Raw genomic sequence first — 17,761 nt, 5'->3', positions numbered from 1 at the left:
TAAAATATTATTAAATTTGATAAATAAAATAATTAGCCATGTTACCTACGTGACTTAATAAGTATCACAACTTAAATAGTATTTTAATTAACCTAAATTTAATTTAAGTAATATAAAAACTATTTAAATACTGAATTATAATTAATCCTCTAAATTATTTGCTGAAATTTTGCTTTATCGTTAGGCGACAAAAGAGGATAACGTGGGCCATATACTAATGTATATGGCCCGATTCGCAGAGTGTAGCCAATAACACATATTGGAATTAGGCGGAAAATAGCCATGCAGCACCGCGCACGCCACTAGAATCGCCATGCGCGGCTTTACGAATTGGTGTATCGAACTCCCGACCAAATACCCACTGGCGTATTTTTTCAGGCAAATTGACATACAACGCATCCACGTTGCTCATCCCCCCACCTAGCACAATAACATCAGGGTCTAACATGTTAACAGCTTGAGCCAAAGCTTTCGCGAGGCGATTCTGGTAATTTTCAAATGCTTTGATGGCGTGCTTGTTACCATTTTGCGCCAACTGAATAATTTCTATTCCAGTCTTAGATTCTCCAGCTAACTTTTTATAATCAGCGATAAACCCCGTCCCTGAAACAAACTGCTCTGTACAGCCATTTAGCCCACAATAACAATGCTCTTCAGCAATAAATAGCCTATCTTGGTCATCTTGCCAAGGTAGAGGATTATGCCCCCACTCCCCAGCTACACCATTGCCGCCAGAGTGAACTTGCCCATTGATTGCCACCCCTGCACCACACCCCGTACCAATAATCACCGCAAAAACAACTTTTCCGCCAGCTCCAGCCCCATCAATCGCTTCTGATACCGCTAAACAATTCGCATCATTAGCAATTTTAACGGGTCGTCCTAGTAATTGACCTAAATCTGCATCAAAAAATTGACCATTTAACCATGTTGAATTGGCATTTTTAACCCTTCCTGTCACGGGGGATAATGTTCCTGGGATCCCAACGCCAACGCTCCCTGACTGCCCTGTCGCAGTTTCCGCATCACTCACTAAACTTGCAATGGCCCTAAGTGTCGCATCATAATCCCCCCTAGGAGTAGGGACCCGCTTACGAAATAGCGTTTCACCGTTATTATCTAGTGCAATCACTTCAATTTTTGTACCACCAAGGTCAATACCTATTCTCATAATGATGCTCTCTAATGTTTTTTTCATTTATCTGGTTATCATGGCTTGTCTTCATCAATATTTTCAAGGCTTAGACATTAAAATTGTGGACGACAAAGCCTAAACACATTTTTTTTCGCTTAATAACGGACAATTCGCTATCATAGCCCCTTGCTCTAATTGGCTATTTATCAACAAAGGTAGGTTTTTCATGTGGTTCAAGAATATATTAGTCTATCGCCTGAATCGGGATTTGGCACTCTCCGCTGATGATCTGGAAAAACAGCTTGCCTCACTTGCCTATCACCCTTGTGGCAGCCAAGATATGATGCAAACAGGCTGGGTAGCACCGATGAATGGCGCAGACGCCTTAACCCATGTAGCAGGCAATCAAATTCTCATTTGTGCAAAAAAAGAAGAAAAAATGCTGCCATCTCCTGTAATTAAGCAAGAAGTACAGGATAAAATTGAAAAACTAGAAGCAGACCAAGGCCGCAAATTAAAGAAAACAGAAAAAGACGCCTTAAAAGATGAAGTCGTGCATACTCTGCTTCCCCGTGCATTCAGTAAGTTTAGCAAAACCTATATTTGGATCGACACCGTCAATCAATTAATTATTGTTGATGCCGCCAGTGCAAAACGTGCAGAAGACAACCTTGCTTTGTTACGTAAAAGCTTAGGGTCTTTACCCGTAGTTCCACTTACATTTAAAGACCCAATAGAACTCACACTAACCGAATGGGTTCGTTCTGGCTCATTACCACAAGGTTTCGCGGTAATGGATGAAGCAGAACTTAAAGCCATCCTAGAAGAAGGCGGAATTATCCGTTGTAAAAAACAAGATTTAATTTCTGATGAAATTACAACTCATATCGAAGCGGGCAAATTAGTCACTAAGTTAGCGTTAGATTGGGAAGAAAGAATTCAGTTTATGTTATCTGATGATGGCTCACTAAAAAGGTTAAAATTTAGCGATACATTAAAAGATCAAAACGATGATATTGCGAAAGAAGATTTCGCCCAAAAATTTGATGCGGACTATGTGTTAATGACCGGCGAACTTAGCGCTTTGATCGCCCGTTTAATTGATGTGTTAGGTGGCGAAGCCGAGCACTAATTTTCCTTCAGGTTCCCTTTCATCTCACGGTGGCAACTTATTACCTAACTAAGTTGCCATTTCTTTTTAGACCCTGCTTACATAGCCACAATTAAGTCATTGACTGCTCACTCAATCTCTGGTTGATTAAATTACATCCACACTACCAATTTATTTGATACTTAGTTTGTTAAACAAAAATAATAAATAATAACCTCCATCATTGGAGCTATGGTCAATATTCTATCGAAGGAATTGTTATGAAAGAGCTCATCGAACCTGAAGTGGATGAAAATTCACTGGTCACCTTGCAAAAAATCACTGCTGATAATTTCTCTGAAATTTGCTTACTAAGTCATACCCTTAGTGAAGCACAACGTAATATGGTGGCAGACAATGCTTATTCTATGGTCGAAGCACAATTTTCTAGTTGTGCGTGGTACCGAGGAATTTACGCAGATGATGTCCCTGTTGGCTTTATCATGCTTCACTCTGGTTTAGATGATGATGAATTAGAATATGATGGCATTATGCTGTGGCGCTTTATGATTGCGGAACCCTATCAAAAACTAGGGTTTGGTCGCGAAGCATTACTTCAAGTCATTGCTTATCTAAAAAAGAAAGGCTATCCGCGCCTTTATAACAGTTGTGGCGAAGGGGAGGAAAGCCCATTCGAATTTTACAAAAAGCTCGGTTTTGTCCCTACAGGGGGATATATTGACGATGAGTGTGAATTAGTCCTTGATATTACAAATTGGCAAGAAGATTAACTGAACATCTGTCGATATTTTACTCATAAACCCATCTGCAATTTAAATATTTTAATAAATTGAATGGTAAGTCACTAATATACCCTAAATAATTTGTGCCGTAGCTAGGCGACAAGCGAACCGAACCCTAGGAGCATACAAAAGTATGTGACTAGGGCTGTCGTTACAGTCGGCAGCGCCCCGACGCAAAATATAACAATACCATTTGGATACCCTATATAATTCGGGTGGTAGCTAGCCGACAAGCGAACCGAACCCTAGGAGCATACAAAAGTATATGACTAGGGCTGTCGTTACAGTCGGCAGCGCCCCGGCGCAAAATATAACAATACCATTTGGATACCCTATATAATTCTGGTGGTAGCTAGGCGATAAGCGAACCGAACCCTAGGAGCATACAAAAGTATGTGACTAGGGCTGTCGTTACAGTCGGCAGCGCCCCGACGCAAAATATAACAATACCATTTGGATACCCTATATAATTCGGGTTGTAGCTAGGCGACAAGCGAACCGAACCCTAGGAGCATACAAAAGTATGTGACTAGGGCTGTCGTTACAGTCGGCAGCGCCCCGACGCAAAATATAACAATACCATTTGGATACCCTATATAATTCGGGTTGTAGCTAGGCGACAAGCGAACCGAACCCTAGGAGCATACAAAAGTATGTGACTAGGGGCGGTGAGAGCGGTCAACAACGCTACAGCGCGAAGTATGACGGGTATCTGTTATTTTTGGATAAGATAACGAATAGTCGGCCCATCCTGTTGAATATCCAACACCGTATAACCATAATTTTTCGCATCTAGTGGGATATTATTAATTGACTGGGGGCAGTCACTTACCACTTCTAAGATTTCACCGCTTTTCAGTGATGGCATAGCCTCTAACGTTGCTACAGCAGGATATGGACAAGGTTCTCCAACCATATCTAAGCGGTAATCAGGGATAATGTCTTTCTTGTTCATACTGCCTCCACGGATGTATTCGATGACTTTTGCTCTCGTTTACGGAAAAAGTGTTTTTCCCATAACAGCATCAGCACAAACGCTACCGCTAATAATGCATAAGTAACCAATAAACCACCTTCTGGCCCAAAAGTTTCTAATAGATTAACTTTATCAAAATCAGTGGCCAACCAAGGGCCCAAATCATCCCAATAATAAGCAAGAACTGTTGCGCCAATAATATTACCGAAGCCAACCCACCAATAATGAACTTGGCCTTCAACAGCACGATACATCCAGCCCGTTTCACAACCACCAGCAAGAACGATACCAAAGCCAAATAATAGACCACCAATTACTGCATTCGGGCCTGCCCATAGGATTTTAGGTGTAGCACCTAGTTGTACGTAGCTAAAAATCCCCACGGCACTAACCGCCATGCCGATAATAATTGCTTTCGCCATATGCGTACGCCCCGTGATCCAAAGATCACGAAACGCAGAAGTAAAGCAGATCTGAGCTCGCTCAATTAATAAACCAAAACCTATCCCACATAAAATCGCGAAACCCATCACTGGAGAATCAAGCAACGTATAAAAACCCCAAGCAATGGCTAAAGTAAAAATCACCATACCAAGTTTAAAACGTCTTTTCGCCACATCATGGTTTTGGGTTAGTGGGGATGCAGTATTGACCTTTTTGAGCTTCACGGGGATCCGAAACATTGGCATCAGTGTAAACTTGGCGCCAAAATATGACCCAGCAGCAGTGGCAACGGCAAAGTACCACGCATGTAATGAAAATTGAGGTATCCCAGTAAAGAATGCGGCTAAATTACAGCCCATAGCTAAACGAGCCCCAAACCCCGCAATAATACCGCCTAATATTGCTTGGAAAATACGGATTCGGTGTTGAGGCATACGTAATTTGATGTTATTGGCCCAAAGGGCTGCCGCAAAACACCCTGCAAACATACCAATAATCATAACACCATCAATACGGTCTAATGGCGTGCCTTCAAAGCCAATAACTTTAAAATATCCCCAAGTTTCAGGCTCCGCACCAAAAAGTTGCATGACATGTCCGCCCCAGCGAGTGAACTCGCCAGTCACAGCCCAAAATGTGCCCGTTAAGCCAAAATAATAAGTTGATAAGATCCCCGCAGCAATTACTGCAGGTAATGGTTTCCAAAAACCGATGAGATAGTGAGATTTAAAATCAGACCAAGTCATTGTTACTTCCAATTCGTTTCACGCCAGATCCTGGCAGAGAAATTCGCCGTTGTATAATTATCTTTATAAGTAGTTATATCGATACCCCACAGCGAAGAGGCAATATCATACTCTGATAAATTTTTTCGTGAAGCCATTTCATCATAAAACACAGAAAAGGTTGATGCTTCTCATATCTCACCCCCTTAGCTATATCAATTCATTCTTTAGTTAACTTGTATTGTTTTTCTTTATGTTATCCCAGAAAGAGATGAGAGCTTAAACTACGAAATGAATACTAAAAAAAAGCGTTATCGAAATGATAACGCTGGAAGTGTAGTCTTATTTTATCTATAGAGGTGTATAATATGAAATTGCCGTATTACGGCGACGCTTGCTATGCGTAGTCTGTAGTCAGCCCATTTGACTCCAGTAATAACACTTATCTCACTATATAAATACGCCCGCTATTCGAATTATTTAACCAAGTAATTATAGTTATTTTTAAGATAAAGCCTAATAACTTGCTAAATTTAAAATTCAAAAATTAGCGATGGCTTTATTAACCCTAGCGTAAGTAAATTTTAAATAAACATTTCAATATAACAAGGTATTTAAAAGTGTTTCTAAATGTTATTGATTGCATTATAACGTAATACATTTGTTGCGCAAGCATTTTTTTGCTCGAGTCTCCACGTGAAAATAAAAAAATATTTTCATTGAAAATCAATTGGTTATGTAAATTTACAGAAAAACAACAAAATAATAGTCTTATAGTTAAGATATTACAGACAATTTACATTTATTCGTTAAATATATATTTTACATATTTAAAATAATTTCCAATAAATAACTTTAATATTATTTAATCACTACAGATAATTACTTAAATATATTATTTAAGATTTCAAACCCCATATAATCATTAATAATGCTTACATATAAAAAAACAAAAGAAATAAGCAAATATACTTATCTGTGTATTTTAAATTTACATAATAAAACTAATAGCTACTATTCCTATGATTAACAATCATTTTTTGTTTTTTTTAAAACAATAAAATAGCCGCAACATATATATGGTTATTGATATTAACTGGTAAAAAAGATAAAAACATAAAACCTTATTAATAAAATGGTTTATTTTTTATTATATATAACTTATCTTTAAAATCGTTTTTAACAAAATAAAAAGCATTTACAACCAGACAAACTCGCATTTTAAAACTAAAAAACCAACTCAATAATCAACATTTCTTATGCGTATTCTAGAAAAATAAAGCTATCACTTACCGTTATCATCAAAAATCAGATGCCAAGTAACACCTATTCATTATAAAATTTAATGTTCCCCCCTTATTTTTTTATTACTATAACCAACGCCCCGCCTAAAAATCGGCGAAAAAACATGAATAACAAACTATAGCCCCATAAATTTGACGAAAAAATAGTGTGAAATAAGAATAAAACGCTTTAAAAATAAGTTAATCACTAAAAAATATGATTAAGCACAAGAGAAATACTATAAAGAGGTTAGCTCAAAACACTACATAGCTATTTTTGAACAATTAATTTTATACATAAAAAAACGCGTTCCATCCCAAAGGATAAAACGCGCCGGAAAGATTTGATGCTCCCCTTATTTAGAAGAGGATGTCGCTTCCATACCAACTAGACCGATTTTTAAATACCCTGATTGGCGTAATGCGTTCATTACATCCATCATAGTTTCATAATCTACACTCTTATCAGCTTGAAAAAAGATTGTTGTATCTTTATTCGCACTAGTGGCTTGGTCAAGCATTGCTGAAAGCTGATCTTTTGATACCGCTTGATCACCAATAAAGAGTTGGTTGTCTGCTTTAACAGTTAGAAATACGGGTTTTTCTGGGCGTGGCTGCGGCTTCGCAGTCGAAGCAGGTAAGTTGACTTTAATATCAACAGTTGCCAACGGTGCCGCAACCATAAAGATAATCAATAAAACTAACATAACGTCAATAAAAGGCGTTACGTTAATTTCATGCATTTCACCACTATCGTCTTGTTCGTCACCTAAACGCATTGCCATAATAATTACCTTGCTTTGCTATTTGCCAGATCGAGATCACGTCCCAATAATAATGCAGATTGAGCAGCGACATCCCCTACTTGACCACGGTAGTTGTTGATCATCCGAGCAAAAATATTATAAATCACAACGGCTGGAATTGCGGCGATAAGACCAATTGCAGTCGCTAGCAATGCTTCTGCTATCCCTGGTGCAACGACGGCAAGGTTAGTGGTCTGTGAGTGAGCAATTCCAATAAAGCTGTTCATGATCCCCCAAACTGTTCCAAATAAACCGACAAATGGAGAGATCGCGCCAATCGTTGCCAAATAACCATTTCCGCGCCCCATATAACGGCTAATTCCAGCGACAGCTCTTTCGAGGCGGAACGAAGTACGCTCTTTAGTCCCTGATAAGTCAGTACTATTGACAGAAAGTGTTCTTTCATTAACAGCTTCATTTAATAGCATACGGGTAACACTATTAGCTTTGAAACCATCTGCAATGCTGACAGCTTCATCAAGTGATTTTACCTCTGCAATCGCTTTGGCTTCTTCTTTTAAGCGGCGACGTGCAACTAAGATTTCTAACCCTTTTGAAAAGAACAGTGCCCAAGTAATAATTGAAGCAATGACTAAACCTATCATCACGGTTTTAACCACGTTATCTGCATTTTGGTACATCCCCCAAACAGATAAGTCTTGATCAAACCCGCCAGTTGGTGCCTCTGTTGCCAGCTCAATATTTTCGCTAACCGCTGATGTATTTCCACCTTCCCCTTGAATGGGCTCTGCGGGTACTGATGCAACCTCAGCATTTGGTGCCGTTGTGGTTGGCGTAGCAGAATTTTCTACCGATGGTGTTGAGGATGTATTTTGAGACGCCGCTGGTGTTGTTGCAGGTGTGGTTTCAGCGACTGCCGTCCCCATCAAGCCGAACGCCAATAGAATAGAAGCTGTTAGTTTACGCATCAGTTGGCCTTTACTCTCTTTTTAGTGTTGTATAACAAAATTTATATCGATGATTGTGCCATTCATCGACTAACCATTAAAAGCGAAATTTGACTCGCACTGTCCATTCTTTTCAAAAAGACGCTGCTGATAATATCAAACACAGCGCGAATTGATAGTAATTATCATTAGTATTTGCAATTTTTTTATGTTTTTTTGCTCTTCGACAAAGAAGCCCTCTTCTATGATACGGTTATTTATCTTCAGCTTTGAGTTAACAATTTAGCTAGTTCACCATCGGCCTTGGTTGCTTTCACTCGGTAGATTACCCACAAATTTACTTCATCCCCATATTTAAAATGAAAGTTGAAGAATACTCAGGTTACATTTCCTTCGAGATCATTTAACGTCTTAGTATTAATCACCTTAGAATTCGGCAAATCACATTCTGTGTAGGGAAAAATCATGGCAGAGAGTAAACCTGAAACTCAATTAGTACATATTGGTCGAAACCCTAAGTACACACAAAAAGGGGTAAACCCAGTTATTCAGCGTGCATCATCTATTATTTTTGACACTCTGGAAGAAAAACGTCACGCAACCCGTCACCGTGCGGGTAACACTTTATTTTATGGGCGACGGGGTACACAAACACATTTTGCTTTTCAAGAAGCAATGACCGAATTAGAACAAGGGGCTGGCTGTGTGCTTTATCCTTCGGGTGCAGCCGCAATTACCAATGCTATTTTGTCTTTTATTTCAGCGGGAGAGCACATCCTTGTTACCGGCTCTGCCTATGACCCTACGCAGAATTTTTGCGACAACATTTTAACTAAGCTAAGCGTTCAAACGACTTATTTCGACCCATTAATTGGGGAAGATATCGCTGAGTTAATCCAGCCAAATACTCGTATCGTCTTCTTAGAATCACCCGGCTCTATTACAATGGAAGTTCATGATTTACCGGCTATTGTTCATGCAGTCCGTGCCAAATCACCTGAAATTATTATTATGATTGATAATACTTGGGCGGCTGGCGTATTGCTTAAACCCTTATTATTCGATATTGATATATCCATTCAGTCAGCCACAAAATATATTAACGGCCACTCTGACGGCATGTTAGGTCTTGCTGTTGCCAATCAACGTTGTATCGAAACATTACGTGAAAATTCTTATCTATTAGGCCAAACCGCAGATCCTGATACCGTTTATATGGCAAACAGAGGGCTTCATACCCTAGCAACTCGATTAAAACAGCACCAAATTAATAGTTTGCAGATTGCACACTGGCTACAGCAACGGCCAGAAGTCGACCAAGTTTTTCATCCTGCACTTCCATCATCGCCCGGTCATGAATACTTCATACGCGATTTTTCTGGCTGTAATGGCTTATTCTCTTTTCAACTAAAATCTCGATTATCTCCTGAGCAATTCACCATATTTCTTGATAACTTTACTCATTTCAAAATGGGGTATTCATGGGGTGGGTTTGAATCACTGATTTTGGGGTATCAAAAAGAGGATTTACAAAACATGCGCCAATATGATTTTTCACCTAAAGAGGGGACATTTTTCCGAGTGCATATCGGCTTAGAGCACCCTGATGATTTAATTCATGATTTACAATTAGCTTTCGAGCGAATTTGATTTTCATTAAAAATCAATAAATTAATTATTTTAAATTGCAGGTTTCCATTTGCTTGTTGCCTGCAATTAATTTGCTAAATCACTAATTCATCAAACAAATCAAACTCGACGCACATTTTTCCTGTAATATAGTTAATAAAGAAATTCGCTTTTACGCAAATACAGGAACGATTATGGAAGTCCTACGCGAAATCGTACTGGCACTTTGGAACCACGATTTCCTTAAACTCTCCAACCCTGAAGTGCTTTGGGTTATTTATACCGTGCTTTTTGTTGTCATTGTTTTAGAAAATGGCGTTCTTCCCGCTGCATTTTTACCGGGAGACACCTTGCTTATCTTGTCAGGTGCACTAATAGCCAAAGGTGTATTACATTTTATTCCAACCATATTATTGTTAACGGTGGCGGCAAGTTTAGGGTGTTGGCTAGGTTTTCTACAAGGAAGATGGCTAAGCGAGACCACCGTTGTCAAACGTTGGTTATCCCAAATCCCTGAGGAATATCATACTAAAGCAAACAATATGTTTAACAAACAAGGGTTATATGCGTTGCTTATAGGCCGGTTTCTTGCATTTGTTAGAACAATATTACCATTGCTCGCGGGGCTATCCGAACTCAGTCACCGTCGTTTCCAATTTTTCAATTGGTTAAGTGGCTTATTATGGGTTGGCTTAATTGTGAGCTTAGGTTACGCCCTCAATCAAATTCCTTTTGTAAAAGAACATGAGCAAATTGTTATCAGCGCACTGATGATCATCCCTGTTGTTTTACTCGTGAGTGGGTTAATTGGTTCAATTGTCGTGTATTGGAAACACCGTAAGGCCCTGTCAAATAACAAATAAAATTGATAACAGCAATGGCCACTAAATAGCGGCCATTCAGACTGTTGACAAACATATCATGTTTGGCGACAGTCGTTAGGGGTTCTGAAATAAACGAGGAAAATCAATTTATTGATTTTCGGCTGATAACACGGAGCGGGGAAAACCACGCTTTTATCCCGCTTCGTCAGCAACTTCAATGGCCGCTAAATAGCGGCCGTTTCACTTATTGCGCCATCAAAACAGTGATAGCTGAAAACAAATACTGACCAATTTCTGGGGTCATCCACGTCCCTTGAGAAATCCTTGGTTCTTCTCGATATACCATACGGATCTTTTCCTGTAGTTCAGGATCTTTCCCCGTAAATTGATTAAACATCGCTAACCAGGTTTTCGCCAACTGCTGAACTTCCTCTGAGTCTGGGGATTTACGTGCTTTCATTGCATTATATAAACCTGCAATTAATTCGGGCCACACCTGCCCCGAAGCAAAATAATGCTGCCTAACCAAAGCAAATTGTGCAGCCGTTAAATGTGGTTTAAACAACGACAATTGGTATTCACTAAAACCCTCTGCAACATATTGGATCATTGCAACGGAAATCCCCGATGAATAAGCTAATGTATTATCGGATAAATGAATTTGATTCAGCCGAGCAAAGAAATCAGGGTTCCCTCCGGTATCTCTTTCTAGTGCGGTCATCCATTCATGTGCAATTTGTTGCACCTCTGTAGATTGCGGTGCTGCACCTTGCTCCATTAACTGACTTACTGTTGCTATACGCTGTTGCCATTCTTGGTTTTTCAGCGTATGTGCTGTATACAATGGCAATTGTTCCAACTCTTGGGGGGTAAAATATTTATCAAACATCGACATCATCTCCAATACAGAAAACCAATCAGCCTGAGTTAAAACATCTCCTGTTTGCATTTGCCTATGTAATTGCTCTAATCGATAACGTAACGTTGCCATTTGTTCCATTTGTTCCGTTAATAATGCAATACGTTCTTGCAACAAACTTGCGATATCCCCACTCTGACCATCGAGTAATTCACCGATGTCTTTCAGTTTGACTCCAACTTGCCGTAACAATTGAATTTGCGTTAAACGCTCTATACATTGCATGTTGTAAAGCCGATAACCCGCATCGGTCCTTGCAGTTGGAAGCAACAAGCCAATCTCTTCATAATGATGAAGTGTACGGATGGTTAACCCTGTTTTTTCCGCGATTTCACCGACTTGAAATAGCATACGTTCCTCCTGTAATTGCGACTAAGGTTAGTGCCTCACGTTACGTGAGAGTCAACCAACATTTTGCATTTTTTTATTGAAATTGCATATTATCCCCAGATAAACAAAAAAGCCCCAGCAGACTGAACTGCAGGGGCTCATTAATGGCTAATGAATAATTTACTTAATTAACGCATGCATTTCTTGAACTGAAATCACTTTTTCTGTTGGGTCAGCACTCAATGACATAGTCGTTGCAAACCCACCGTTTAACGTTGTGTCATAATGTACTTTATACTGCAAGGCACTACGGCGAATTAATTTAGAATCTTCAATGGCTTGGCGCCCCGCGGTTGTATTTACAATATAATCGTATTCACCATTCTTAATTCTATCTTGAATATGTGGACGACCTTCATGAACCTTATTCACCAACCTAGGGTTAATCCCAGCTTCCCCTAATACAATCGCTGTTCCGTGCGTCGCATCTAATTCGAAACCATGTTTTAGCAATTTTGCGGCTAAATCCACGACGCGCGTTTTATCACCTTCACGGACAGACAGGAGCGCTCGCCCTGATTTTTTCATGGTTGAGCTACTGCCTAACATTGCTTTAGCGAATGCTTCTGCAAATGTCCGCCCGACGCCCATGACTTCACCCGTTGAACGCATTTCTGGCCCAAGGATCGGGTCTACGCCTTGGAATTTATTAAATGGAAGAACAACTTCTTTCACTGAGTAATAAGGGGGAATGATTTCTTCTGTAACACCTTGTTCAGCCAATGTTTGCCCAACCATCACACGTGCTGCCACTTTAGCTAATGGCACACCGGTTGCTTTCGACACAAATGGGACGGTTCTTGCTGCTCGAGGGTTAACTTCAATCAAGTACACCTCATTATTTTTCACCGCAAACTGTACGTTCATTAAGCCACGCACACGTAACTCAAATGCAAGGTTACGAACTTGTTCACGCATGACATCTTGAATTTCTTGGCTTAAGGTATAGGCAGGCAACGAACATGCGGAATCGCCAGAATGCACACCGGCTTGCTCAATATGCTCCATAATACCGCCAATCAATACCATTTCACCGTCACAAATCGCATCAACATCCACCTCGACTGCATCGTCTAAGAAACGGTCAAGCAGTACTGGTGCATCATTCGATACACTCACCGCGGTTTGGAAATAACGGCGTAAATCCACCTCATCATACACGATTTCCATCGCACGACCGCCTAGCACATAAGATGGGCGAACTACCAGTGGGTAACCAATTCCCGCAGCTTTTTCAACCGCTTGTTCAATAGCAGTTACCGTTGCATTCTGGGGTTGTTTTAAATTTAAACGATTAACTGCTTGTTGGAATCGTTCACGGTCTTCAGCGCGGTCAATGGCATCAGGGCTAGTACCAATAACAGGAACACCTGCTGCCTCAAGTGCTCTCGCTAATTTAAGCGGAGTTTGACCGCCATATTGCACAATCACACCTTGTGGTTGTTCAATACGCACGATTTCAAGAACATCTTCCAATGTCACTGGCTCAAAGTACAGGCGGTCAGATGTGTCATAATCTGTTGAAACCGTTTCAGGGTTACAGTTAACCATGATGGTTTCATAACCATCTTCACGTAGTGCTAAAGAAGCATGTACACAACAGTAGTCAAACTCAATCCCTTGGCCAATACGGTTCGGGCCACCGCCTAACACCATTACTTTGGGCTTATCATTATTTGGGTTTGATTCACACTCTTCTTCATAAGTGGAATACATATAAGCCGTATCTGTTGCAAACTCTGCTGCACAAGTGTCTACTCGTTTATAAACAGGGTGTAAGCCATACCCTTGGCGTAATTTACGTAGCTCGGCTTCGGAGACGCCAACTAAGCTAGCAAGACGTGCGTCTGCAAAACCTTTGCGCTTCAATACCCGTAAAAAGTCTTTTGTCAGGCCATTTACACCTAACTCTGCAACTTTCTCTTCTAAACGGACTAACTCTTCAATTTGTACTAAGAACCAACGGTCGATATTCGTTAGGTTAAAGACACCATCTACCGAAAGACCTGCGCGGAAAGCATCTGCGATAAACCAAATTCGCTCTGCTCCCGCATCTTTTAATTCACGGCGGATCCGAGTTAATACTTCAGGGTCTTCTTGAGAGACTTTTGGGTCAAAACCAGTCGCACCGACTTCTAAACCACGTAGGGCTTTTTGCATTGATTCTTGGAATGTGCGACCAATTGCCATCACTTCACCCACAGATTTCATCTGAGTCGTTAAGCGGTCATTCGTGCCTGCAAATTTCTCAAAGTTAAAGCGTGGTATTTTTGTCACAACATAGTCGATAGAAGGCTCAAATGAAGCTGGTGTACGGCCTCCAGTGATATCATTCATCAACTCATCGAGGGTATAGCCGACCGCTAATTTGGCAGCAATTTTGGCAATAGGGAACCCTGTCGCTTTTGATGCTAGCGCCGATGAACGAGAAACACGCGGGTTCATTTCAATAACAATTAAGCGCCCATCTTTAGGGTTTACAGCAAATTGAACGTTAGAGCCACCTGTTTCCACACCAATTTCACGTAAAACAGCCATAGAGGCATCACGCATGATTTGGTATTCTTTGTCCGTCAAAGTCTGCGCTGGTGCAACGGTGATAGAGTCACCGGTATGAATCCCCATCGCATCAAAGTTTTCGATTGAACAGACAATAATGCAGTTGTCTTTTTTATCGCGGACAACCTCCATTTCATATTCTTTCCAACCAATTAATGACTCATCAATTAATAACTCATTCGTTGGTGATAAATCTAAACCACGCGTACAAATTTCTTCGAATTCTTCACGGTTGTATGCAATACCGCCCCCCGTTCCGCCCATAGTAAACGATGGGCGAATAATACATGGGAAGCCAACATCATCAGCAACTGCGTAGGCTTCTTCCATATTATGTGCGATACCAGAACGCGCCGTACCCAAGCCGATTTTTTTCATTGCTTTATCGAAACGCTGACGGTCTTCTGCTTTATCAATCGCATCTGCAGTAGCCCCAATCATTGTTACACCAAATTCGGCTAAAACCCCTTTGCGTTCCAATTCAAGTGCGCAGTTTAGTGCCGTTTGCCCACCCATCGTCGGCAATACCGCATCAGGGCGCTCTTTTTCGATGATTTTGCGAACCACTTCCCAATGAATTGGCTCAATATAAGTAGCATCAGCCATCTCAGGGTCAGTCATGATCGTTGCAGGGTTCGAGTTAACTAAAATAACGCGATAACCTTCTTCACGTAACGCTTTACATGCCTGTGCACCTGAATAGTCAAATTCGCATGCTTGGCCGATAACGATTGGGCCCGCACCTAAAATCAGAATGCTTTTTATATCAGTACGTTTTGCCATTTTTCTGCTCCCGATTATTTTGCGTTTTGACGTGGTGTGTTTTGACGGTATTCATTGATTAAATCAATGAAATGGTCGAATAAGTTCGCCGCATCATGTGGCCCTGAGCTTGCTTCAGGATGGCCTTGGAAACTAAATGCTGGTTTATCCGTACGGTGAATACCTTGCAATGTCCCATCAAACAGTGACTTGTGTGTCACACGCAGTGTATCGGGGAGTGTTGATTCATCGACAGCAAAACCATGATTTTGCGCGGTGATCATAACAACATCGTTGTCTAAATCTTTCACAGGATGGTTAGCACCATGATGACCAAACTTCATTTTCATGGTATTTGCACCACTAGCCAGAGCCAATAATTGATGCCCTAAGCAGATCCCAAAAACAGGTATATTGGTGGTTAAAAATGTTTCAATTGCATTGATTGCGTAATCACAAGGGGCAGGGTCACCAGGCCCGTTAGATAGGAAAATACCATCCGGCTCCATCGCTAGAACCGTTTCTGCCGAGGTCGTTGCGGGAACAACTGTTAAGCGGCAACCGCGGTCAACTAGCATTCGTAAAATATTACGTTTAGCACCAAAATCATAGGCAACGACGTGGAAAGGAAGCTGTTCAGCGGCTTTCGCACCTTGCTGACCATTTTCTAGTGTCCAAGATCCTTGAGACCAACTATAAATCTCTTTAGTGCAGACTTCTTTTGCTAAATCCAATCCATTCAACCCAGAGAAACTACGTGCTTTTTCAAGTGCCAATGCGGCATCTGGACTATCCCCTGCGATAATGCAGCCATTCTGAGCCCCTTTTTCTCTCAATAAGCGGGTCAATTTACGTGTATCGATATCTGCGATAGCCACAACGTTGTGGCGTTTCAGATACTCTGACAACCCTTCTTGCCCACGAAAGTTGCTGTAAACCAATGGTAAGTCACGAATGATTAGACCTTGAGCATGAACATTTGGAGATTCTTCGTCATCAGCATTTGTGCCGACATTACCAATATGGGGATAAGTGAGAGTAACAATTTGGCGGGAATAGGAAGGGTCTGTAATTATTTCTTGATATCCGGTCATTGACGTATTGAAAACGACTTCTCCAACTGCGGCACCTTCTGCGCCTATGGCATGCCCGTGGAATTGGGTTCCGTCTTCCAGAACCAATATAGCTGACTTAATCAAAACACCCTCCGGAGAATAATAAATCACGTTTTTTGCATATTAATTCAGATTTTGCGATCTAAATCAATGCCAAAATGAGTTTTTAAGCAGATTTTTGGCAAATTGCGCGCATTCTAATGATGAGATAGGGTCTTGTCTAGAAAAAAATGCATTTTTTACAATTTTACCTTACTTTTTTGCCAAGCTACCCTGAATTTATCGTTATGACCACCAAAAATGATAGCCAATATGAATAAGTAAACGGTTGCAACGTAAGATAACTGTAAAAATGATAATAACTCAGCTAAAAATCAGTTTAAAGAGAAATTAGTGATAAAAAAAGCACTAAAAAACAGGAAAACAAATAGAAATGATTACTTGAAAAGGTAAAAACACCGAACATTAAATATAATCAGGTTGATGACTATATCAACCTGATTATAAACAAAAATTATAATTTAAAAATTAAATATCATCTAAACACAATACATCTTTCATATCATATAAACTTGGTTTTTTAGCGACTACCCAGCCTGATGCCCTTATTGCGCCATTTGCAAACGTCATCCGGCTAGACGCTTTATGAGTGATCTCAACTCGCTCACCAATATCGGCAAACATCGCGGTATGCTCTCCCACAATATCACCAGCTCGAATAGTTGCAAAACCGATCGTCCCAGCTTCACGCTCACCGGTATAGCCTTCTCTTGCATATACCGCACAATCTTTTAAATCTTTACCAAGTGCACCAGCAATAGATTCTCCCATTGCTAAAGCTGTGCCTGATGGCGCATCAACTTTATATCGATGATGGGCTTCAACAATTTCAATATCAGTGTAAGTTCCCATCACTTTTGCGGCTTTTTCTAGTAATTTGAGTACTAAATTAACACCAACACTAAAGTTTGCCGCGAAAACAATTGGGATCACCGTTGCAGCATCTGCAATAGCTTGCTTACCTTGTTCATCGAAGCCTGTCGTGCCAATGACCATCGCTTTTTGATTCTCTTTACAAAATGCTAAATAATGTAATGTGCCTTCTGGGCGTGTAAAATCAATCACAACATCAAAATCATTTACCACTTGGTTGAGTGAATCAACAACAGAAACACCTAGTTTACCAACCCCTGCAAGCTCACCGGCATCAGCTCCAATGAGTGATGAGCCTTCACGTTCAATGGCTGCGCCTAGTTGAATACCTTCTTGCTCTTGTGCCGCTTGAATTAATTGCCGCCCCATGCGACCACCTGCGCCGACTACCGCAACACGTACCACTGAATTTGCCATGGTTCATCCTTTTTTCATTATTAATGCAAGAAATTGAATCTAA

At 40.6% G+C, this 17,761-nt stretch carries 13 protein-coding genes; 4 read left to right on the top strand and 9 right to left on the bottom strand.

Annotation, left to right across the window (positions count from 1 at the left end; genetic code table 11):
- Window positions 1-265: 265 nt before the first annotated feature.
- The gene (mak, locus tag ACHB7C_RS18330) at window positions 266-1,171 is read right to left on the bottom strand and encodes a fructokinase (protein ID WP_042847028.1); all 906 of its coding nucleotides are present in this window, start codon (window positions 1,169-1,171) and stop codon (window positions 266-268) included.
- A 190-nt stretch (window positions 1,172-1,361) separates the two neighbouring features.
- Here mak and rdgC point away from each other — a divergent pair, with 190 nt between their 5' ends.
- Window positions 1,362-2,267 carry a recombination-associated protein RdgC gene (gene rdgC, locus ACHB7C_RS18325; RefSeq protein ID WP_048608409.1) on the top strand — a complete coding sequence of 302 codons (906 nt, stop codon included), beginning with the start codon at window positions 1,362-1,364 and terminating at the stop codon, window positions 2,265-2,267.
- Window positions 2,268-2,506: 239 nt separating this feature from the next.
- Complete coding sequence (locus tag ACHB7C_RS18320) at window positions 2,507-3,016, top strand: GNAT family N-acetyltransferase (protein ID WP_042846965.1); 510 nt, start codon at window positions 2,507-2,509, stop codon at window positions 3,014-3,016.
- A 727-nt stretch (window positions 3,017-3,743) separates the two neighbouring features.
- Here ACHB7C_RS18320 and yedF read toward each other — a convergent pair.
- The 4 genes from yedF to exbB all read right to left on the bottom strand — a co-directional run bounded on the left by yedF (window position 3,744) and on the right by exbB (window position 8,191).
- On the bottom strand, window positions 3,744-3,983 hold the full coding sequence (gene yedF, locus ACHB7C_RS18315) for a sulfurtransferase-like selenium metabolism protein YedF (RefSeq protein ID WP_042846966.1): 240 nt from the start codon (window positions 3,981-3,983) through the stop codon (window positions 3,744-3,746).
- Entirely contained in the window at window positions 3,980-5,194 is a 1,215-nt protein-coding gene (yedE, locus tag ACHB7C_RS18310) for a selenium metabolism membrane protein YedE/FdhT (protein WP_042846967.1), read from the bottom strand. The genes yedF and yedE overlap by 4 nt, the downstream gene beginning before the upstream one ends.
- Window positions 5,195-6,812: 1,618 nt before the next feature.
- Entirely contained in the window at window positions 6,813-7,241 is a 429-nt protein-coding gene (gene exbD / locus ACHB7C_RS18305; protein ID WP_042846968.1) for a TonB system transport protein ExbD, read from the bottom strand.
- Between the two features lie 5 nt (window positions 7,242-7,246).
- The gene (gene exbB / locus ACHB7C_RS18300; RefSeq protein ID WP_042846969.1) at window positions 7,247-8,191 is read right to left on the bottom strand and encodes a tonB-system energizer ExbB; all 945 of its coding nucleotides are present in this window, start codon (window positions 8,189-8,191) and stop codon (window positions 7,247-7,249) included.
- Window positions 8,192-8,635: 444 nt separating this feature from the next.
- On the opposite strand from exbB, the gene metC reads away from it, so the two are divergent.
- The gene (gene metC / locus ACHB7C_RS18295; RefSeq protein WP_129466865.1) at window positions 8,636-9,820 is read left to right on the top strand and encodes a cystathionine beta-lyase; all 1,185 of its coding nucleotides are present in this window, start codon (window positions 8,636-8,638) and stop codon (window positions 9,818-9,820) included.
- Between the two features lie 173 nt (window positions 9,821-9,993).
- Window positions 9,994-10,662 carry a DedA family protein gene (locus ACHB7C_RS18290; protein ID WP_042846971.1) on the top strand — a complete coding sequence of 223 codons (669 nt, stop codon included), beginning with the start codon at window positions 9,994-9,996 and terminating at the stop codon, window positions 10,660-10,662.
- 205 nt (window positions 10,663-10,867) lie between these two features.
- Here ACHB7C_RS18290 and ACHB7C_RS18285 read toward each other — a convergent pair whose 3' ends face one another.
- The 4 genes from ACHB7C_RS18285 to dapB form a co-directional block, all read right to left on the bottom strand.
- On the bottom strand, window positions 10,868-11,893 hold the full coding sequence (locus tag ACHB7C_RS18285; RefSeq protein ID WP_166685899.1) for a MerR family transcriptional regulator: 1,026 nt from the start codon (window positions 11,891-11,893) through the stop codon (window positions 10,868-10,870).
- Between the two features lie 159 nt (window positions 11,894-12,052).
- Window positions 12,053-15,274 carry a carbamoyl-phosphate synthase large subunit gene (carB, locus tag ACHB7C_RS18280; protein WP_042846974.1) on the bottom strand — a complete coding sequence of 1,074 codons (3,222 nt, stop codon included), beginning with the start codon at window positions 15,272-15,274 and terminating at the stop codon, window positions 12,053-12,055.
- A 14-nt stretch (window positions 15,275-15,288) separates the two neighbouring features.
- The gene (gene carA, locus ACHB7C_RS18275; protein WP_164975528.1) at window positions 15,289-16,452 is read right to left on the bottom strand and encodes a glutamine-hydrolyzing carbamoyl-phosphate synthase small subunit; all 1,164 of its coding nucleotides are present in this window, start codon (window positions 16,450-16,452) and stop codon (window positions 15,289-15,291) included.
- A 444-nt stretch (window positions 16,453-16,896) separates the two neighbouring features.
- The gene (gene dapB, locus ACHB7C_RS18270; protein ID WP_042846976.1) at window positions 16,897-17,718 is read right to left on the bottom strand and encodes a 4-hydroxy-tetrahydrodipicolinate reductase; all 822 of its coding nucleotides are present in this window, start codon (window positions 17,716-17,718) and stop codon (window positions 16,897-16,899) included.
- Window positions 17,719-17,761 lie beyond the last annotated feature (43 nt).

This window comes from Providencia sp. 2024EL-00732 (assembly GCF_044006275.1).
Lineage (GTDB): Bacteria > Pseudomonadota > Gammaproteobacteria > Enterobacterales > Enterobacteriaceae > Providencia > Providencia huashanensis.
The sequence above is the reverse complement of the archived record's forward strand: the minus strand, read 5'-3'. Positions and strand labels throughout refer to the sequence as shown.